Source organism: Streptomyces sp. CB02400 (assembly GCF_001905725.1).
Classification (GTDB): Bacteria; Actinomycetota; Actinomycetes; order Streptomycetales; family Streptomycetaceae; genus Streptomyces; species Streptomyces atrovirens.
This window is the reverse complement of sequence record NZ_LIWB01000002.1, coordinates 492,823-512,742: the sequence shown is the minus strand read 5'-3', so window position 1 is coordinate 512,742 and position 19,920 is coordinate 492,823. Positions and strand designations below refer to the sequence as shown.

General features: G+C 71.4%; 14 protein-coding genes. 2 read left to right on the top strand and 12 right to left on the bottom strand.

What is annotated here, in order from left to right; translation table 11 throughout:
- Window positions 1–81: 81 nt before the first annotated feature.
- Together AMK33_RS07375 and AMK33_RS07370 are read left to right on the top strand one after the other, a co-directional pair.
- Window positions 82–1,497 (top strand): polysaccharide pyruvyl transferase family protein, encoded by a 1,416-nt coding sequence (locus tag AMK33_RS07375; protein WP_073931916.1) that lies wholly within the window; start codon window positions 82–84, stop codon window positions 1,495–1,497.
- A 119-nt stretch (window positions 1,498–1,616) separates the two neighbouring features.
- Window positions 1,617–3,644, top strand: a complete 2,028-nt coding sequence (locus AMK33_RS07370) for a hypothetical protein (protein WP_073931915.1) — start codon at window positions 1,617–1,619, stop codon at window positions 3,642–3,644.
- Between the two features lie 173 nt (window positions 3,645–3,817).
- Here the strand turns inward: AMK33_RS07370 and AMK33_RS07365 are convergent, their stop codons facing one another.
- From AMK33_RS07365 to rfbD, 12 genes are all read right to left on the bottom strand, one after another.
- Window positions 3,818–5,014 (bottom strand): glycosyltransferase family 2 protein, encoded by a 1,197-nt coding sequence (locus AMK33_RS07365; protein WP_073931914.1) that lies wholly within the window; start codon window positions 5,012–5,014, stop codon window positions 3,818–3,820.
- A gap of 205 nt (window positions 5,015–5,219) precedes the next feature.
- Window positions 5,220–7,295 (bottom strand): hypothetical protein, encoded by a 2,076-nt coding sequence (locus tag AMK33_RS07360; protein WP_073931913.1) that lies wholly within the window; start codon window positions 7,293–7,295, stop codon window positions 5,220–5,222.
- 183 nt (window positions 7,296–7,478) lie between these two features.
- Window positions 7,479–8,975, bottom strand: a complete 1,497-nt coding sequence (locus AMK33_RS07355; protein WP_073931912.1) for a bifunctional cytidylyltransferase/SDR family oxidoreductase — start codon at window positions 8,973–8,975, stop codon at window positions 7,479–7,481.
- A gap of 225 nt (window positions 8,976–9,200) precedes the next feature.
- Window positions 9,201–10,364, bottom strand: a complete 1,164-nt coding sequence (locus tag AMK33_RS07350) for a hypothetical protein (protein ID WP_073931911.1) — start codon at window positions 10,362–10,364, stop codon at window positions 9,201–9,203.
- 252 nt (window positions 10,365–10,616) lie between these two features.
- On the bottom strand, window positions 10,617–12,167 hold the full coding sequence (locus AMK33_RS07345; protein ID WP_073931910.1) for an alkaline phosphatase D family protein: 1,551 nt from the start codon (window positions 12,165–12,167) through the stop codon (window positions 10,617–10,619).
- A 199-nt stretch (window positions 12,168–12,366) separates the two neighbouring features.
- Window positions 12,367–13,881 (bottom strand): FG-GAP-like repeat-containing protein, encoded by a 1,515-nt coding sequence (locus AMK33_RS07340; protein WP_073931909.1) that lies wholly within the window; start codon window positions 13,879–13,881, stop codon window positions 12,367–12,369.
- A 111-nt stretch (window positions 13,882–13,992) separates the two neighbouring features.
- Window positions 13,993–15,438: a GTPase ObgE gene (obgE, locus tag AMK33_RS07335; protein WP_073931908.1), complete on the bottom strand. Its 1,446-nt coding sequence runs from the start codon at window positions 15,436–15,438 to the stop codon at window positions 13,993–13,995.
- A 106-nt stretch (window positions 15,439–15,544) separates the two neighbouring features.
- A complete protein-coding gene (rpmA, locus tag AMK33_RS07330; protein WP_003976205.1) occupies window positions 15,545–15,799 on the bottom strand; it encodes a 50S ribosomal protein L27 in 255 nt (84 codons plus the stop codon).
- Between the two features lie 14 nt (window positions 15,800–15,813).
- Complete coding sequence (rplU, locus tag AMK33_RS07325; protein ID WP_033525816.1) at window positions 15,814–16,134, bottom strand: 50S ribosomal protein L21; 321 nt, start codon at window positions 16,132–16,134, stop codon at window positions 15,814–15,816.
- Window positions 16,135–16,348: 214 nt separating this feature from the next.
- Window positions 16,349–16,942 (bottom strand): dTDP-4-dehydrorhamnose 3,5-epimerase, encoded by a 594-nt coding sequence (rfbC, locus tag AMK33_RS07320; RefSeq protein ID WP_073931907.1) that lies wholly within the window; start codon window positions 16,940–16,942, stop codon window positions 16,349–16,351.
- Between the two features lie 11 nt (window positions 16,943–16,953).
- Window positions 16,954–18,951 (bottom strand): glycosyltransferase family 2 protein, encoded by a 1,998-nt coding sequence (locus AMK33_RS07315; protein ID WP_073931906.1) that lies wholly within the window; start codon window positions 18,949–18,951, stop codon window positions 16,954–16,956.
- On the bottom strand, window positions 18,948–19,871 hold the full coding sequence (gene rfbD, locus AMK33_RS07310; RefSeq protein WP_073931905.1) for a dTDP-4-dehydrorhamnose reductase: 924 nt from the start codon (window positions 19,869–19,871) through the stop codon (window positions 18,948–18,950). Before rfbD ends, AMK33_RS07315 begins: the two co-directional genes overlap by 4 nt.
- Window positions 19,872–19,920: the final 49 nt, after the last annotated feature.

Here is a 19,920-nt window from a genome sequence, read left to right as displayed (position 1 = left end):
CACTCACGCACCGCGCCGAGTGAAAAGGTTGCGCCGGGCACCCATAGAAATCAAACGTTCCGCAAACGTATTTTGAATGGTGTGTCACACAACGTTCGCCGCAAGAAACGCATCCTCCTCAGATCGGGGAAGAGCCCCTACGACGTCCTGTCCGTGGAGGAGGCCCTCCACCGTGACGTCATCGCCACCAACTCCGGCAACCTGATCTTCAGCGATGCCGCGCACAAGATCCTCGAGACGCCCCACACCGAGGTGGTCTCGAACGAGATGCGGACCGAGGTGGCCGCGGCGGCGCGTATCAACGAGGAGTACGACGCCTTCGTCGTCCCGCTCGCCAACGCCTTCCGCCCGTCCTTCGAGCCGGGCCTGAAGCGGCTCACGCGGCTGATCGGCCGGCTGAAGATCCCCGTGGTCGTCCTCGGGGTCGGCGCGCAGACCGGGCTGAGCTACAACCCGGACCGGCTGAAGCCGATGGAGCCGTCCGTGCGCGCCTTCGTCTCCGCGGTGCTCGACCACAGCGCCTCGATCGGCGTGCGGGGCGAGTTCACCGAGAAGTACCTCAAGGACATGGGCTTCCGCGACGTCGAGGTGATCGGCTGCCCGTCGCTGTTCATGTACGGCAAGGAACTCGTCGTGCAGAAGCGGACGCAGGCGCTGACCGCCGACTCGCGCATAGCGATCAACGGCTCGCACAGCGCCGTGCGCAGGCTCGGCATGGGCCGGATCATCTCGCGCACCCACTCCCGCTACCCGAACCTGCGGTTCATAGGCCAGAACCTCAGCGACGCCAAGCAGTTGCACTGGCGGGACCTGTCCGACCCGAACGGGAAGGTCACGGCGATGCCGACGCATCCCGACCACCCGATGTACCGGGAGGACAAGGCCCGCGTCTACGTCGACCCGGTCACCTGGATCGACGACCTGCGGGACTTCGACTACTCCTTCGGCTCCCGCATCCACGGCAACATCGCCGCGCTGCTGGCCGGTACGCCCGCGACCGTGCTGTGCGCGGACTCGCGGACGCTGGAGCTGTGCCGCTACTTCGAGATCCCGCACCGCCGGATCGACAAGCTGCCCGAGGACGTCGACCCGGCGCGGCTGTACGAGGAGACGGACCTCAGCGCGCTGACGGGCAACCACCACGAGCGGTTCGAGCGGTTCACGGCGTTCCTGGACCGCAACGGCCTGGAGAACACCTTCTCGCACGGCGACGGTGGCGCGGCCTTCGAGAAGAAGCTGCGCTCGCTGGACTTCCCGGCGGGCGTGCGCCCCTGGATCGACACCGACCTCGCCTCCCTCGCCTCCCGCATGGGCTGGCTGAACAACCGGGTGGGCGAACTGACCGAGGAGAACACCCGGTTGCGGCGGGACCTGGACCGGGCGAAGTCCGGTGCGCGCGGGTACGCGGCCGGTCCTGCGACCACGTCGGTGTACCGCCGGGCCCGCCGCGTGGTGGGTGCCCCCCTGCGCCGGGCGCTGCAGGGAGGCCGGAACTAGGGTTCCGGGGGCCATAGCACCCCTGGTCACTCCATACGACGAGGACACCCGCGTGTCGTCCGGAGGTGGGCGCGCGTTAACCCGGGCGCCCGTTCTGCGTCGACCCTGGAGTGACCGCAGTGCCCGAACCCTCGTCCCCCCGGCGGCGGACCGCCGCCCAGTTGCTCGTCCTCGCCGCCGTGACGGCCGCCTTCGCCGCGCAGGCCGTCGCCGCGCTGCGCCCCCATGTGCCGCTGCTGCTCGTCTCGACCGCCGTGTCCCTGGCGGTCGAGTGCGTGCTGTACCGGTGGCAGCCCGGCATGGTGTCGCTGTTCGCCAAGTCGCACGCGGACATCACCGTCCGCCACGTGCTGCGCGATCTGCTGCTGGTGGTGGGCCTGCTGCGGCTCGGCGAGCAGCACCGGGAGACGCAGTACGCCCCGCTGGTCGCCGGGCTGCTCGCCTTCTACGCGCTGCACTGCACGGTCCAGGCGGTGTCCGTGCTGGTCCGCCGCACCCGCACGCTGCCGGTGCTGACCCGCAACATCGACGCCTCGGCGCTGCGCCTGTCCCCCGCCCCGGCCTCGCTGCTGCGCCGCCCCGGTCACCGGCTGCTGGTGTTCGGCCTGCCGGCCACGGCCGGGCTGACGGCGACGGCGGTCACCGACGACGCCCGGTACGCGGCGGCCGGTGTCGCGCTGGCGCTGCTGCTCACGGCCGTGGGCCTGTGCGCGCTGCTGCTGCGGCTGCTGCCGGGGCGGCGGCCGGCGGGCGAGCAGGAGGTGCTCGACTGGTTCGACGCGTGGCTGGCCGAGTACCGGCCGACGGTCGGCCTGTACTTCTCCGGCGGCCCGTCCTCCGCCTACCAGGCCAACATGTGGCTGGAGCCGCTGGCCGGGCTCGGCGGGCGGCCGGTGATCGTGCTGCGGGAGCGTTTCATGGTGCAGAGGATCGCGGCGACCGACATCCCGGTCGTGTGCCTGCCGAAGGTGTCCACGCTGATGCGGCTTGAGCAGTCCACGCTCCAGGTGCTCATCCACCCGTCGAACTCCGGGAAGACCTCGCAGGTGCTGCGGATCCCCACGATTCTGCACACCTTCGTCAACCACGGGGAGAGCGACAAGCTGTCGTCCTGCAACCCGTACGCGAAGGCGTACGACGAGGTGTGGGTGGCCGGTCCGGCGGCGCGCGAACGGTACGCGCTGGCCGAGGTGGGGGTCGAGGACAAGGACGTGGTGGAGATCGGCCGCCCGCAGCTGGACGCCGTACGCCCGTACGCGGGTCCGCCCACGGGTGCGTACACGACCGTGCTGTACGCGCCGACCTGGGAGGGCTGGGACGGCAACCCGGGCAACACGTCGGTGGTCGCGGCCGGTGAGAACCTGGTGCGGGCGCTGCTCGCCGACCCGGGGGTGCGGCTGCTGTACAAGCCGCATCCGCTGACCGGCTCGGTGGATCCGCGGGCGGGCGCCGCCGACCGGCGCGTGCGGGAGCTGATCCGGGCGGCGAACCGGGAGCGGTCCGGGGCGCGTCCCGCGCCGTCGGAAGAACTGGCCCGGCGCACCGCGGAGCTGGACCGGCTCACCACGGCGGTGTTCCGGGCGGGCGCCGATCAGGTCGAGCGGATGCTGGCGCAGTCCGCGCCGGAGCCGGGCCGGGCGCAGGCGGTGGCGCGGGCGACGGCGGCCTGGGAGGAGGCGTACTGGGCGTCGCTGCCGGAGTGGGAGCACCAGGTCGTCACGGACGCCCGGCCCGAGCTGTACTCCTGCTTCGACGTCGCCGACCTGCTGATCAGTGATGTGTCGAGCGTGATCAGCGACTTCCTGGCGAGCGAGAAGCCGTACGCGGTGGCGAACACCAGCGGGCTGCCCGAGGAGGCGTTCCGTGCGGCGTTCCCGACGGTGGCGGCGGCGACGGTGCTGACGCCGGACGCGGCGGGGGTGCCGGCGCTGCTGGAGGCGGTCCGTGATCCGGGCAAGGACGGGTTCGTGGGCGCCCGTGCGGAACTGAAGCGGCGGCTGTTGGGGCCGGCCGTGCCGACGTCCCAGCAGCGGTTCGCGGCGGCGGTGGAGGCTCTGTGCGCGGCGGCGCGGGAGCACAGGGCGCGGGCGGCTCGCCGCCTCACCGCGGAGGTTCCCGGCCAGCGTCGCGGCACGCTCATCCCGTAGGGGTTTGCCGCCCCCGCCGCCCCTTCCCGTCCCATCCCGGGGGCGCTGCCTCCGGACCCCCGCTCCTCAAACGCCGGAGAGGCTGATTTTCAGCCTCTCCGGCGTTTGAGGAGCGGGGTCTGGGGCGGAGCCCCAGGTCGGGACGGGAAGGGGCGGCGGGGGCGAATGAAGATTCAGGCCGCCGCCGGGGTCAGCAGGCGGCGGGCCTTGCGGGCGGCTCGGCGCAGTACGGAGCCCGTGCCGCCCGCGCGGTGGCCGGGGACCGCGCGGGCCTCGCGCGGGGTGGCCAGGTACACGGAGTCGGGGATGCCGGCCGCGCGGTCGCGGAAGTGCGGGTAGGCGAGGTAGACGCGGCGGCCCCGGCGCTCCAGCAGGGCCTGCGGCTGCTGCTTCTCCCGGACGAACCGGAGGACGTCCGTGAGGAGTTCCAGCCGCTGCCCGGCCACCAGGTGCAGCCGCAGCCGCTCCTCGACCTTGAGCAGCCGGGCGACGCCCTCGGTCCAGTGGACGTCCATCAGCGGCCGCGCCAGCTCCAGTTTGCGCCGCCGGACGTCGTCGGTGTCCTTGAGGAACCGGGGGCCGAACTGGGGCAGCAGGGTGACGGTGAAGGGCCGCACCATGAGCAGGTCGCGGCGGGGACCCTCGGGGACGAGGCCGGCGATCAGGTTCATCAGGGCGCGGGCGGAGTCGAACCGCAGGGTGTAGCCGCCGCTCCTGGTGACGTGCTTGCCGTCGTCGCGGCCCACCAGGTAGTAGCAGGTGTAGTCGGCGATCACGGAGACGCCGTCGGCCCGCAGATAGGCCTCCATGGTGAACAGCGCGTCCTCGCCGGTGAACAGGGACTCGTCGAACCGCATGCCGTGCCGGTCGAGTAACGCGCGACGGAACAGCTTCTGCGCGCTGAGCGTGAACTTGATGTTGGACGAGTAGACGTCCGTACGCTCCAGTGTCTTGCCCCACATGGACTTCGGCGCGCCCCGGTCGACGCCCTCGATCCGGCCCAGTACGACATCGGTGCCGGCCCGGTCGGCCATGGAGACCATCCGCTCCAGGGCCTCGGGGCCCAGCCGGTCGTCGGCGTCCAGGAAGAAGACGTAGCGCCCGGTGGCCTTGCCCAGGCCCACGTTGCGCGGGCCGCTGGGGCCGCCCGAGTTCTCCTGCCTCAGCACGGTGACGTGCATGGGCGCGCGGGCCGCGAACTCCTCCAGGCACTCCCCCGTGCCGTCGGTCGAGCCGTCGTCGACCGCGATGACCTCGATGCGCTCCGGGTCGATGGTCTGTGCCTCCACTGAGGCGAGGCACTCGACCAGGTACGGCATCGCTTCGTACGCCCCGATGACCACGGTGACATCAGGCTGCGCCATGGTCACATTTCCCCCTGTTCACTTGGATAGCCCCCTGTATCGCCTCATTCGCTACTTGTCAGACGGGTGTTCGAGGCGAGGGGTTGCCCCGGACACCTGTTTTAGTGGTCCACGTCACAGGATCGCCGTCGCCCCCTCGGGTATGCGAAAGGGCTCGGCCCCCGAGGATCAACTCCTCGGGGGCCGAGCCCTGTTGAGCCCGCCGGGCCGGTCAGACGGCGTCGACGCCGTCCGCCTCACCGGCCGCCGACGCCCGCGGTACGGGCACCGCGTCCGCCAGCTCCACGTCGGGGCCGCCGGTGGTGATCCGGGACTCCTGGCCGAGGTTGCGCGTCTCGGCCTTCAGCGCGAGCTGTCCGACCGCGGTGTTGAACTGGTCGATGGACTTCGGCTCGTCCGGGCCGAGCAGATAGCGCTTGAGCTCCGCCCGGTCCCCGGCCAGCGGGTCGGCGGCCGGGTCGCGGACCGCGTCGAGCAGCCCGCCGAGCTCCTTCGCACTGTTGGACAGGATCACCGCGGCGCGCACCGCCGTGTTCTGCCGCTTGAACTCCTCCACACCCAGCTCGGCGGAGTCCGTGACGGCGTACGGCTTGCCGCTGGCGATGAAGTCGGAGACCACGCTGGAGATGTCGGAGACCATCGCGTCGGAGACGTTGAAGCAGTCGTACAGGCGCGGCTCGGCACCCGTGATGACGCGGTGCTCCCAGTCGGGGAAGGAGCGCCAGTACGCGGTGTTCCACTCGGCGCGCAGCCGGGCGGTCTCCTCGTGCCGGGCCACGTCGACCACCCCGTCGCGGGAGACCTCGGCCTCGTCGCCCTTCTCGGTGCCGCCGGTCAGCTCGGCCAGCCGGGCCTCGATGCGCGCCAGCTCGGCCTTGGCCTCGCTCTGGGCGGCCGTGTCGGCGGTGAAGCGCGGATCGGCGGCGCGCGCGGCGGCGGCCTTCTCGATCAGCGCGGTGATCCGCTGGTGGGCGGCCTTCGCCTTCGCGCTGCGGGTGCCGGTGAAGGGGTGCGGCTTGTACAGGACCCGCACCGCCGGGTCGGCCTTGACCAGCTTCTTCACGATGTTCTCGCCGGCCAGCAGGATCGAGGTGTTGCCGGGGTTGTCGTCCCAGCCCTCCCAGGTGGGGGCGTACAGGACCGTGGGCATGCGGTCGCCGGGGACGCCCTGCCAGGTCTGGATCGGGGCCAGCTGCGGGCGGCCGACCTCGACGATGTCGTCGTCGCGGACACCGACGTCGGCGATGGCGTAGCGGTCGCGGCCCGCGCGGCCGGCCGTCCACACCTCGTCGTAGACCTTGCTGAACGGGTTGACGCTGGCGAGCTTGTCGCTGTCGCCGTGGCCGATGAAGACGTGCTTCATGGTGGGCACGCGCAGCATGTGGATGTTCTTGCCGACGTTCGCCGCGTACAGCGCGACCCGCACCGTGGACAGGTCCATGTTCATCAGGTGCACCCCTCCGGGCACGCAGACGACGGGGACCGTGGTGGGCGCCAGGTTCTGCAGGATGACCCGCTCGCGCAGCAGGACCAGCGGACGGGTGTCCAGCTGCTCCATGGTCTCCAGCCACATGTTGACCTGGTAGGCGGAGTCCTTGGAGCCGGAGAAGTACAGCACGGTCTCCGGGCGGTACTCGCGCAGCCAGCCGTCGACCGCGTCCAGCACCTTCTCCGGGCTCGGCGGGGTCTTCCGGCCGCGCACGTAGGGCAGCAGGGCGAGGACGTACAGGACGCCCGCGGCGACCGTGACGCCGATGCCGGTGTAGCCGACGGCGGCCGACTCCAGGGAGGCGCCGACCAGTATGCCGACGACCGCCGCGAGGTCGAGGTGGAGCATCTTCTCCGCGGCGCGGTTCAGCAGCGCCTGCGGCGGCGCGTCCGGGATGCGGATGCGGGAGGCAAGGTCGACGTTGCGGGTGGCGACCGGCATCCGGCGGCGGTTGCGGATCAGCGTGGTGAGCGCGCCGTGCGGGGCCTGAAGACCGTAGAAGGCGATGAAGCAGGCGATCGCCCCGTAGTAGATCAGGTTGTCCGCGAGGGACAGGCGGGCCAGCAGCAGGATCAGCAGCAGCTGTCGGATCAGGAAGCGGATCGACAGGCCGGCCCGCACCTTGCTGAGGCGGCTGACCAGGTAGCTGCCCTTGCGGTGCAGATAGTGGTCCGCCAGGTACGTCACTGCGGCCGCCGCCGCGAAGGCGGGGATGCTCGGGACGAGCGCGGCCAGCATGAGGCAGGGGAAGCCCAGCAACATGAGGACCGCCGCGGCCAGCTCGGCCGCGCTGCCCACCCGGGCGACGCGAATAGCGGTGGATATCACGGATAACCTGCTCTTGGAGGGGGGAGTGCCGGTTTTGTGCCTGTGCGCAATTCGGGAGGTACGGATTCAGGCCCCCGCGAACTCCCGTCGACTGACTACGTGAACAGGAGGCCGTGGAGGCCTGAATTACGGAAGACTATTTAGCGGCAATTATTACATGCCGTCCTGACGGTCCAACACCGAGGCCAGCGCCTGCTCGAACCCGGTGGCCCGCGCCGCGCCCGCCGTCGGGTCCTGCTGCCGTACGTCGATGACATGGCCGGTGAGCTCGGACAACAGCACGTCCAGCGAGGTCCGGGCGACCGCCTCGGAGGAGAGCAGGCTGCCCGCCGGCTCCTGCCCGAAAGCCTTGGTGCGCATCGGCGTGGCGGTGCGCTCCGGGTTGATGCAGTTCACCCGGACGCCGTCACCGGCCCACTCGTCGGACAGGGCCTGGGTGAGGTTCACCATCGCGGCCTTGGTCGAGGAGTACAGGCTGTACTCGGCGCGCCCGCGGGTGTAGCTGCTGGAGGTGTACAGCAGCAGCTGTCCCTTGGTCTCGGACAGGTACTTGTACGAGGAGCGCGCGATCTGCACCGGGGCCAGGTAGTTGACCTTCAGCGCCTCCTCGATGGTGGCGTTGTCGGTCTCGGCGAGCTTGCCGATGCGCAGCACGCCCGCGGTGTTGACGACGTAGTCGATGCGGCCGGTCTCGCCGTACGCCTTGGACAGCGCGTCGTCGACCTCCTCCGGGTTCTCCACGTGGGTGCCGGTGGTGGAGCGGCCCAGCGCGTAGACGGTGGCGCCGTAGGACTCGGCCAGCTCGGCGATGTCCTTGCCGATGCCGTACGAACCGCCGAAGACCACCATGGTCCTGCCGGTGAGCAGCTCGCGGTAGGCCTCCTCGGAGACCTGCTCGGGCGTGGCGGTGGAGGCGAGCTGGAAGAGCTTGTCGGCGATGAAGACGTCGACGGGCTGGGTGACCTTCATGTTGTACTCGTCGCCCGCCACGACGTGGATCGGCACGTCCGGCAGGTACTTGAGCACGACCGAGCAGTCGTCCGTGGCCTGGAAGTTGGGGTCGCCGGCGGCGACCTCGTAGGCACGGCGGATGGTGGACAGCTTGAAGGCCTGCGGGGTCTGGCCGCGGCGCAGCCGGGAGCGGTCCGGGATCTCCGTGATGAACTCGCCGTCCTCGCCGTGCGTGCGCGTGACGATGATGGTGTCGGCGGACGGGATGGCCACGTCGACGGCCTGGTAGCGCTCCAGCGCGCTCACGCAGTCGTCGATGACGCGCTGCGACAGCAGGGGGCGCACGGCGTCGTGGAAGAGGACGTTGCGGTCCTCGCCCTCGGCCAGGCCCTCGCCGAGCGCGGCGATGGCCCGCTCCGTGGTCTCGTTCCGCGTCGAGCCGCCCTCGATGACCTTGGTGACCTTCGTGAACCCGGCCTTGGCGACGATCTTCTCGATGTCGGGCACGTATCCCGGCGCCATCAGCACGATGACGTCGTCGATGGAGTCGGCCTTCTCGAAGGTGGTCAGGGTGTGCTCGATGACTGCCTTGCCGGCGATCTTCAGCAGCTGCTTGGGGATCGAGAGACCCACCCGCTGACCGGTACCGCCGGCCAGGATCACTGCGGTGGTACGGGGCTTGGCTATGTGCTGGGACACAGGTGACCTACCTTGGGGCGACAGGGAACTTCGAAATGGTCCCACTTGGGGTTACCGCAGTGCAAGGTGAGCGACCTCTGCCGCATATGTGCGCGCCACCTGTCATTCACCTAGGACTCCTGGCACCCGGTGGGGGTTCCAGGGACGCACGGTGAATTCTTGTGAGTAACTCCACAGGAGTTATGTCATTGCTGTGCGTGACAGGCGTGACACCACCCGGTCGGCTCAGCGCAGGCGCAGCCGTTTCAGGCAGCGGTGGCCGAGGACCTTCACGAGTTCCTTCGACGATGTCCGGTGAACAGTACGCCCTTTGTCGGTGCCGTTCGTCGCGGCGACCGTGGTGAGCATCCCGAACAGGGCCTGCGCGGCCACCTCGGGAGCGAGCCGCGGCTCACCCGCCTGCCCTCCGGACGCCGGTACGCGGGACAGCGACTCCGGGTCGCCGAGGATCCGTACGCCCAGGGAGCCGATCCGCGCGGCCGCCTCGGCGCCGATCCCGGCGGCGGCCTCCAGGGCCCATTGCGGGGTACGGATCTTCACGTCCTGCGGGGTGGGACTGCACGCGTTCTTCATATGTGCGATCGCACCGTGCCGCACCAGCCTCGAATACAGCTCTTCCGGAAGCTCATTGCCGCGGAATTCCTTATTGAGGTTCCGCAGCATTTCGGTCTCGGCGAGGGTGAGGGAACGGTTCGCGGTCTCCGGGACCGGTCGCAGCAGTCCCCCGGGCAGTCCGAGGAGCGCCTCGAAGGTGCGCATCAGCGCGTCCCGGTCGCGGTCGTCGACCACGACGACGGTCACCCGGTCGGGACCGGTCGCCCCGGCCCACCGCTCGACCAGCCGGTCGTGCCGGTGCCGGCGCCAGAAGCTGGGGGTGGGCCTGTCGTACGGGGCCCGGCGGAGCATGTGCTCCAGCCACGGCTCGTAGCCCAGCCGCAGCCCGTTCTGCACGTACTGCTGCCACTGCGAGGGCATGATCCGCGCCAGGGGCCGCAGGGTGACCAGGACGTGCACGCGGTCGCCGCCGAGCTGCTCGACGATCCGGGCGATCGTCGCGTCGTCCTCGGCGTCGGCGAAGAACTCGCTGCTGATCACGGAGGTGCGCCGCCCGGTGGCCGCCACCTGGTCCAGCAGCCGCCGCCAGTGCTTCTCGGTGGGGACGGTGTCCCCCATCATCGCGGGCCGGGCGCAGGCGGCGAGGACGGCCTCGATCGGGTGCCGGCTGTGCGCCGGGAAGTCGACGCCGTGCCGCGCCATCTCCTCCTTCGCGGCGAACAGCGCGCCCTGGACGGCGGTGGTGCCGGTCTTGTGCGGCCCGATGTGCAGCAGCCGGGTACCGGCGGGGAGGGCGGGGGTGCGGAGCTCTTCTCTCGTACGGTCGGTGTCCATGCCGAGGCACGGTAGGACGCCTCACTGAGGATCCGGTGAGAGAAACCTGGGACCCTCCTGAGTCGGTATGCAACCGCGGGCAATCGTGCCGCCCCCGCCCCCCGCCCACCGCGGGCAGTCGTGCCGCTGGGGCGGCACGGGTGGGCGCGGACGGCACCCCGCAAGCGCCGGGCAGCGCGACCCACCCCCGCCCCGCACCAGCACAGGGCACCCCGCAAACGCGCCGGGCCGCGCGACCCGCCCCCGCCCGGCTCAGACCAGGCGCACGCCCGGCCGACCGGCCTCGACCCGCAGCCTGGCCAGCGTGCTGGGCGTGGCCCGAGGCTTCACCACGGTGTCCACCACCCGCACCCGCGCGTCGATACCGTCACGCCGGATGTCGAACAGGTGGTACCCCCGGTGGGCGTCGAGCAGCTTCCAGTGCGGATTGTCCGCACGCCGCGGATCCCACTGCGCACGGAACGCGGCATGATCCTGGTCACCGTTGCTGGAGATGGACGTACCGACGAACTCCGCGCCCACGACCGCCGACCCCGGATCGGCGAAGTCCGCCTTGAGATCGCTGATCATCGTCAGATGACGGTCACCGGTGAGGACGACGGGGTTGCTCACCCGCCGGAACTCCCGCAGCAGCGCGTTGCGTTCGGCCTGGTAACCGTCCCAGGCGTCGTAGTACCAGAGCTTGCCCTCCCCGATCCGGAGATCGGTCTCGGCCATCATGATCTGGGAGGCGATCAGGTTCCAGCGGGCGGGCGAGTGCCGCAGCCCGTCGACCAGCCAGCGCTTCTGCGCGGCCCCGAGCATGGTCAGCGACGGGTCCTGGGCGCCTTCCTGGCTGGTGGCCTGGTCGCTGCGGTACTGGCGGGTGTCCAGCACGTTGAGCCGGGCCAGCCGGCCGAACTCCAGCCGGCGGTACATCCGGATGTGCGGGCCGTCGGGTACGGCGGTGGCGCGGACCGGCATGTGCTCGTAGTACGCCTGGTAGGCGGCCGTCAGCCGGGCGGTGAACGGGTCGTGCGCCTGCTTGTCGGGGTCCTGCGGGATCTCGCCGGCGAAGTCGTTGTCGACCTCGTGGTCGTCGAAGGTGACCACGAAGGGCGCGTTCGCGTGCATCGCCGCGAGGTCCGGGTCGGAGCGGTACTGGGCGTACCGGTTGCGGTACTGGGTGAGGCTGTACGGCTCACCGGTGCCCTCGTGGCGTCGTACGCCGGTCGCCGAGGGCGTGGACTCGTAGATGTAGTCGCCGACGAACACCACGACGTCCGGGTCCTGGTCCAGCATGTCGGCGTACGGGGTGAAGTAGCCCTGCTGCCAGTTCTGGCAGGAGGCGAGCGCGACCTTCAGCCGGCCGCCGGAGCTGTGCGGGGCGGGCGCGGTACGGGTGCGGCCGACGCGCGAGAGCTGCCCGCCGGCGCGGAAGCGGAACCAGTACGTGGTGTCCGGGCGCAGCCCGCGTACGTCCACGTGGACGCTGTGCCCGTACGTGGGCCGGGCCTGGGCGGTGCCCCGGCGGACTACCTTCCGGAAGCGGGCGTCCAGGGCGATCTGCCACTCCACGGCCACGGTGCGGCCGGGCATGCCGCCGCCGTTCAGCGGGTCCGGGGCGAGCCGGGTCCACAGGACGATCCCGTCGGGCAGCGGGTCGCCCGAGGCGACGCCCAGGCTGAACACGCCGTCGGGCAGCTTTGTTTCGGCCGTGTGCGCGGTGGCCGGCAGCCACAGCTGGGCGGATGCGGCGGCGCCGAGCACGGCGGCACCGGCGGTCAGGACGCGGCGGCGGTCGGGCTGAACTGCTCCGGACATCGGGCGAACTCCCCTGCCTCGTACGACACTCGGACACTGGGAAGCTCGCGGTCCGGGCGGTCCGTCCGCTGAACACCGTGGTTCGCGTGCATGACAAGCAGGGGGACAACAGGAAACCCGCCGCGGCACGGGAACGTCCCGTGGCCACGGCGGGTCCGCCGGGTGAGCGGCGGGCGACGTCCGCCGGAGCCCGTACGGGTCAGTCGGCGAAGGCGGTGCCCAGCCTCGCCCCGGTCGCCACCGTGCCGAGGGTGCCCGCGCCGAAGGTCCCGGCGCTCCCCGCGACGGCCGTCGGGGTGGAGCGGAAGTACCACACCGACCCGGCGCCGGAGTTCTCCCCCGGCGCGCCGACGACGAGGTCGGCGAGTCCGTCGCCGTTGGTGTCGCCGAGGTAGGTGGCGCCGCCGAACCTGTCGTTCTTCTCGGCGGTGCCGGGCACGTCCGCGGTGTTCTGGGTGACCGTCAGGCCACCGGCGCCGGTGAGCCCGTTCGCGGTGCCGCGCAGCACGACGACGGCGCCGGCCGCGGACACGCTGCCGAGGTCCTCGCCGGGCACTCCGGTGACGACGTCCTGGTAGCCGTCGCCGTCGACGTCCCCGATGTGGACGTCGGTGCCGAAGGCGTCGTCGTCCTCGGCGGTGCCGGGCACTCCGGGGCGGTCCTGGTTGAGGAAGACGGCCTTCACCCCGTCGGGGCCCTCGGGGGTGCCGGGGATCCAGGCGACCCGGCCGCCCTTGACGTACGGGTTGTCGAGGTCGCTGTCGTATCCGTCCACGGCCCGGCCGACCACGATGTCGTCGTACCCGTCGGCGTTCACGTCCCCGACGTCGAGGTTCTCGCCGCCCTGGAGGCCCGCGCCGTCGATGTCGTAGACGAGGGTGAAGGGGTTGAGCGCGGTGCGGTCGCCCAGCCAGTACACGACCCGGCGGGCGTCGTACTCGTCGCCGTCGTTCTCGGTGGCGACGATGTCGGTGAGGCCGTCGCCGTTGATGTCACCGGCGGCGAGGTCGAGGATCCGGCTGTCGTACACGTCCCTGACGGTCTGTTCGCCGCCCGCACCGGCACCGTCCCGGCCGAAGGGGCCCTTGAGGATCCGCAGGTCGTGCAGGTTCTCGACCGTCACGACGTCCGGGTCGCCGTCGCCGTCGACGTCCCCGACGGTCAGGTGGCCGAAGGCTCCGAGGCCCTCGTACGCGTTTCCCCCCGAGGCGAGCGCGGCGCCGCCGGACAGCCCCTGGGGGCCGCCCCACACCACCTCCACCAGCCCGGAGTCCTCGCCGCCGTCGGCGGTGTCCTCGCGGCCGACGCCGACGACGAGATCGGCGTAGCCGTCCCCGTCGAGGTCGGCGGTGGTGAGCGCGCTGCCGAACTCGTCGCCCGTCTCCACGCTGCCGGGAATACCGGCGGTGTTCTGGTGGAACACCTGCTTGGTCGCGGTGCGCAGCCCGTTCGCCGACCCGTACACCACGGCGACGTAGCCGGCGCCCTTCTTGCCGGCGACGGTCGCGGTGGGCGCGGCGACGGCGAGGTCGGCGTAGCCGTCGCCGTTGAAGTCGTCGCGCGGCTGCGCGGCGCCGGCGGCCGGGCCCTCGGCGGGCGCCGCGTACGCGCCGGGCACCGCGAGGGTGCCGGCGACGACGAGTGCCACACCGGTCGCGAGCGCGATCCGGGCGGGGCGGGTGAGGTTCCTGTGGCGTGGGGAAGGCGCGGCCATGGCGGGCGTCCTGTCGTAGAACCGGTCGGGTTGCCGTTCAGTACGACCGGCCGGAACACCCGTTGGTTGCCCGGGTGTTCACCACGACCTCACCCGCCGTCACCGCACCGGCTAGAACGGCTCGAAGTCGTCGTACTCCTGCTCGGACTCGTCCCGTTCGGCCTGCTTGTCGCGGCGTCGCTGGGCGGCCGGGCGGGGCGCCTCGAAGCGGTGGTCCTCGCCGCGCCGGCCGAGCATCTCCGCGCCGGCCGTGACGGTCGGCTCCCAGTCGAAGACGACCGCGTTCTCCTCGGGGCCGATGGCGACGCCGTCACCGTTACGGGCGCCGGCCTTCATCAACTCGGTCTCGACACCGAGGCGGTTGAGCCGGTCGGCGAGGTAGCCGACGGCCTCGTCGTTGTTGAAGTCGGTCTGGCGGACCCAGCGTTCGGGCTTCTCGCCGCGCACGCGGAACAGCAGCTCACCGTCGACGTCCTCGCGGGTGACGGTGAAGCCGGCGTCGTCCACGGCCTTGGGCCGGATGACGATCCGGGTCGCCTCCTCCTTGGGCCTGGCCGCCCGCGCCTGGGCCACCAGCTCGGCGAGCGCGAACGACAGCTCCCTCAGCCCCGTGTGGGCGACGGCCGACACCTCGAAGACGCGGTAGCCGCGCGCCTCCAGGTCGGGGCGCACCATCTCGGCGAGGTCCTTGCCGTCGGGGACGTCGATCTTGTTGAGGACGACGATGCGGGGACGGTCGTCGAGACCGCCGTACTGCCGCAGCTCCTCCTCGATGATGTCGAGGTCGGAGACGGGGTCGCGGTCGGACTCCAGCGTGGCGGTGTCCAGCACGTGCACGAGCACGCTGCACCGCTCGACGTGCCGCAGGAACTCCAGGCCGAGCCCCTTGCCCTGGCTGGCGCCGGGGATGAGGCCGGGCACGTCGGCGATGGTGTAGACGGTCGACCCGGCGGTGACGACACCGAGGTTCGGGACGAGGGTGGTGAAGGGGTAGTCGGCGATCTTCGGCTTGGCGGCGCTGAGCACGGAGATCAGCGACGACTTGCCGGCGCTCGGGTACCCGACCAGCGCCACGTCGGCGACGGTCTTCAGCTCCAGGACGACGTCCCGCAGGTCCCCCGGCTCACCGAGCAGCGCGAACCCGGGCGCCTTGCGGCGCGCGGAGGCGAGTGCGGCGTTGCCGAGCCCGCCGCGTCCGCCCTGGGAGGCGACGTACGACGTCCCGTGCCCGACCAGGTCCGCGAGCACGTTGCCCGCCTTGTCCAGGACGACGGTCCCGTCCGGCACGGGGAGGACCAGGTCCTGCCCGTCCTTGCCGCTGCGGTTGCCGCCCTCGCCGGGCTTGCCGTTGGTGGCCTTGCGGTGCGGGGAGTGGTGGTAGTCGAGGAGGGTGGTCACGGACTGGTCGACGGTGAGGATCACATCGCCGCCGCGTCCGCCGTTCCCGCCGTCGGGCCCGCCGAGCGGCTTGAACTTCTCACGGTGGACGGAGGCACAGCCGTGGCCTCCGTTACCCGCGGCGACGTGCAGCTCGACGCGGTCCACGAAGGTGGTCATGGTGGGGTGCCTCCAGAGACGTATCAGGGGTTTCTTGTGTTAACACGCGAAAGGCGGACCCGCCTTCCCGCCCGGGAAGTGAGGTCCGCCTCGCGAAAGCTTCCGATCAGGCGACCGGAACGATGTTCACGACCTTGCGGCCACGGTGGGTGCCGAACTGCACCGCACCGGCCTGCAGGGCGAACAGCGTGTCGTCGCCGCCACGGCCGACGCCGGCGCCCGGGTGGAAGTGGGTGCCGCGCTGGCGGACCAGGATCTCACCCGCGTTGACGGCCTGACCGCCGAAGCGCTTCACGCCGAGCCGCTGGGCGTTCGAGTCGCGACCGTTCCGGGTGGACGATGCGCCCTTCTTGTGTGCCATGTCTCCTCAGTCCCTTACTTCGCAGCCGCGGGGATCTCAGTGACCTTGATCGCCGTGTACTGCTGGCGGTGGCCCTGACGACGGCGGTAGCCGGTCTTGTTCTTGTAGCGCAGAATGTCGATCTTCTGGCCCTTGTGGTGGTCCACGACCTCGGCCTGGACCTTGATGCCGGCCAGCACCCACGGGTCGCTGGTCACAGCGTCGCCGTCGACGACGAGCAGGGTCGAGAGCTCGACCGTGTCGCCCACGTTGGCGGTGGAAATCTTGTCAACCTCAACGATGTCGCCGACAGCAACCTTGTGCTGGCGACCACCGCTGCGCACGATGGCGTACACGCGGATCTCACTCTCACTCGAAGAACGGCATCCCCGCAGGCCAGCCGTCCGGCCAAGAACACGGACGACCTCTCCCGGACACCGGAGCACCCGGAAGGAAGAGGTTTACGGGGACGTGGCGGCCCCGATGGACACGCCGACGGTCAAGGTTACGGGGCCGTGGCCGAACGGGTCAAACCGGCCCCCCGCGGGAGGCCGGCCCGACCCGGACGGTTCAGCGGCCGAGGCCCTCCCGGTAGGCCACGCACGCCTCGTAGGAGGGGAGGAGGCCCTGGTCGCGGGCCTCGGCCAGGGTGGGGGCCTGCTCGTCCTTGGCGGACAGGAGCGGAGTGAGGTCGGCGGGCCAGTCGATGCCGATGGCCGGGTCGAGGGGGTGGATGCCGTGCTCCCGCTCGGGGGCGTACCCCTCGGAGCAGAGGTAGACCACGGTGGCGTCGTCGGTGAGCGCCATGAAGCCGTGGCCGAGGCCCTCGGAGAGGTAGACCGCGTGGTGGTCCCGGTCGTCCAGGCGGACCGCCTCCCACTGTCCGAAGGTGGGCGAGCCGGTCCGGATGTCCACGATCACGTCGAGGACCGCGCCGCGCACGCACTTGACGTACTTGGCCTGGCCGGGCGGCACGTCGGCGAAGTGGATGCCGCGCAGGGTGCCCCGGCTGGAGACGGACATGTTGGCCTGGGCGAGCGTGAGCGGGTGGCCCGCCGCCTCGGTGAAGACCGGGGCCTTGAACCACTCGTGGAAGCTGCCCCGGCCGTCGGGGAAGATCTTCGGCTCGTGCACCCAGGCACCGGAGAGGGAAAGGGGTCGCATCGAAGGTGTCCTCAGCTCTTCTTCTGCTCGTTCGTCAGTGCGCGCTTGACCCGGCCGGCGGCCCGGCGCCACAGCGGGCGGGACTGGGCGGGCTTCTTCGGGGTCTTCTTCCCGGCGGACCCGGCCGGCGGGGTGTGCCGGTCGATCACCCGGGCGGTGCCGTCGGCGGCGACCACCACGTCGACCGGAAGGCGGGTCCACTTCGCCTCGCCGCGGCCGGCCGACGGCACGCCGATCCGGACGGCCCAGCGCTTCCCGGTGAGCTGCTCCAGCGGCAGCGTGGCGGTCACGGTACGGCCGTCGGTCACGGCGTCGGCCGGGTACTTGCCCACGTTCTTGCGCTCGAAGCGGAGCCGCACCGGGTCCCCGGCGTCCGCCGTGCCGTGCAGCGCCAGCGGGAGCCGCACGACGGAGCCCTCGACCACGGCCCGGGCCGGGTCCATCAGGGCCACCGCCTCGCGCTCCAGCTTGTTCGTGTGCTGGTCGACGTCGAGGGAGAGGTTGCCCGGCCCGTCGGTCCAGTACGGCAGCACCAGCCGCCTCGGCTCACCGGTGAGCGCGGCCAGCCGCCCGGCGTCCACGTCCTCGCCGCGCACCGCGCCGAGCCGGGTCTCCTTGCTCCAGCCGCAGGACTTGATGCGCAGGTGCAGGTCCCAGAGGCCCTTGTCCAGGGGCTTGCCCGCGGCCGCCGTCTCCGGGTCGAGGACGGCGCGCGTGGTGATCCGCTGCCGGAAGGAGCCGTCCCCCGCGTCCAGGCGGTGCAGTTCGCACTCGACCGGGAGGTAGTACTGCGTGGCGGTCTCGCGGTGGCGGACCACCAGGTCCACGTCGCTCTTGTCGACCGGGGCGGCCAGGGAGATGTCCTGGCCGGCCAGCGCCGCGAGCGCCTTCTCGGAGAGCGGCAGGCCGAGCAGGTCGCGCCCGCCCTCCCGGCGGAAGGTCATCGGCTCGCCGTCGACCTGGTACTCGGAGGTGAAGCCGACGTTCAGGACGCCGTCCTCCCAGGCCAGGGAGTCCAGGGTGCCGGTGGGCTTGATCCCGGCCTCCCAGCGGGCGAGGGCGCGGACGTCCTCGTAGAGGTCGGCGGCGATCAGTCCGGCCACCACCCGCTGGGTGGGGGCGACCCGCTTGAACACGCCCGGCCCGAAGCGCTCGGTGACCACCCCGCGGATCTCGCGGTACAGCTCCTCGGCGTAGTCCTCGGGGAGCTTGAGCAGCCGGCTGCCGCGCAGCCGCTCGACCATCTCGTTGCGCAGCCAGCGGCTGAACAGCTTGTCGCGCAGCGGGCCGGGCTCGGTGAGCTCCTCGACCACGTCGAGGGCCTCGCGGAGGTTCTTGAAGTAGCCGACCGGGTCGAAGCGCTGGAAGCCGGCGTTGGAGCCGTCGTCGCGGGTGATGTGGTAGTAGCACAGGTAGTCGCCCAGGACGGCGACGCTCTTCGCCCGCAGGTACGCCTCGACGACGAAGACGTGGTCCTCCAGCCGGCGGCGGCCCTCCTTGAAGCGCATGCCGTGCTGCTGGAGGAACTCCCGCCGGAACATCTTGTGCGGGGTGAGGCTGTCGATCAGCGGCGCGTTCTCCACCGTCGCGCGCGGCCGGTTGACCCGGAACAGCTCCTGCGGGACCGGGCGGCCGATGCCCGCCATCTTGCCCACGACCACGTCGGCCTCGTTCGCCTTGCCGTAGTCGTACATCCGCTCGAGGGCCTCGTCGCCGAGCCAGTCGTCGTGGTCGACGAACATGACGTACTCGCCGCGGGCGGCGTCGATGCCGGTGTTGCGGGGCTTTCCGGACCAGCCGGAGGACTCCTGGTGGACGACGTGGAAGTGGGGGTGCTCGGCCGCGAGCTGGTCCAGCCGGGCGGGGGTCTCGTCGGTGGAGCCGTCGTCGACGAAGAAGACCTCGAACTCGTCGGGGGTGAGGCTCTGCCGGAGCAGACCGTTGATGCAGTCCTCGACGTACTTGCCCGGGTTGTAGACCGCGATGACGACGCTGACCTTGACTGTCACGCCGGGTTCTCCTTCTCGTGGACCCGGTGGATCTCCGGGAACGCCTCGGTGAGGGCCGCGCGCCAGTCGCGCAGCGGCTCGATGCCGGCCGCGGCGAAGCGCTCGTGGCCGAGCACGCTGTAGGCCGGGCGGGGGGCGGGGCGGACGAACGCCTCGCTGGTGGTGGGGCGGACCCGGTCCGGGTCGGTGCCGAGCAGGCGGAAGATCTCGCGGGTGAAGCCGTACCAGGTGGTCTCGCCGGAGCTGGTGCCGTGGTAGACGCCCGCCGGGGCGGTGCCGGCCAGGGCGCCGCGCCCCAGCTCGACCAGCAGGCCGGCCAGGTCGGCGCTCCAGGTGGGCTGGCCGCGCTGGTCGTCGACGACGTCGAGGGTGTCCTTGAGACCTTCCAGCTTGATCATCGTACGGACGAAATTGCCTCCGCCCGCTCCGTACAGCCAGGCGGTGCGCACGACGTAGCCGCTGTCGGGGAGGTTCTTCAGGACGGCCTGCTCGCCGGCCAGCTTGGTGCGGCCGTAGGCGCTGCGCGGGGCGGTGGGGGCGTCCTCGGCGTACGGCGTCGTGGCGTCGCCCGCGAAGACGTAGTCGGTGGAGACGTGGAGCAGGACGGCGCCGGTGCGGGCGCAGGCGGCGGCGAGGTGGGCCGGGCCGTCGCCGTTGATCGCGAGCGCCTCGGCCTCACGGGTCTCGGCGTCGTCCACGGCGGTCCAGGCGGCGCAGTTGACGACCACGGCCGGCCGGTGGTGTTCGAGCGCCCGCCGCACGGCGCCGGCGTCCGTGAGGTCCAGCGCCGCCCGGTCCAGGGCGGTGGCCTGCTCCCCCGCCGCGGCCAGCCGGGCCAGCACGTCCTGGCCGAGCATCCCGCCCGCCCCGGCGACCAGCCAGCCGGTCGGCGTGTTCCCCTGTTCCTCTGTCGGGTTCATCCCTCTTCCTGTCCTCCGTGCCGAATGGCGCGGGCCCCGGGCGGGATCC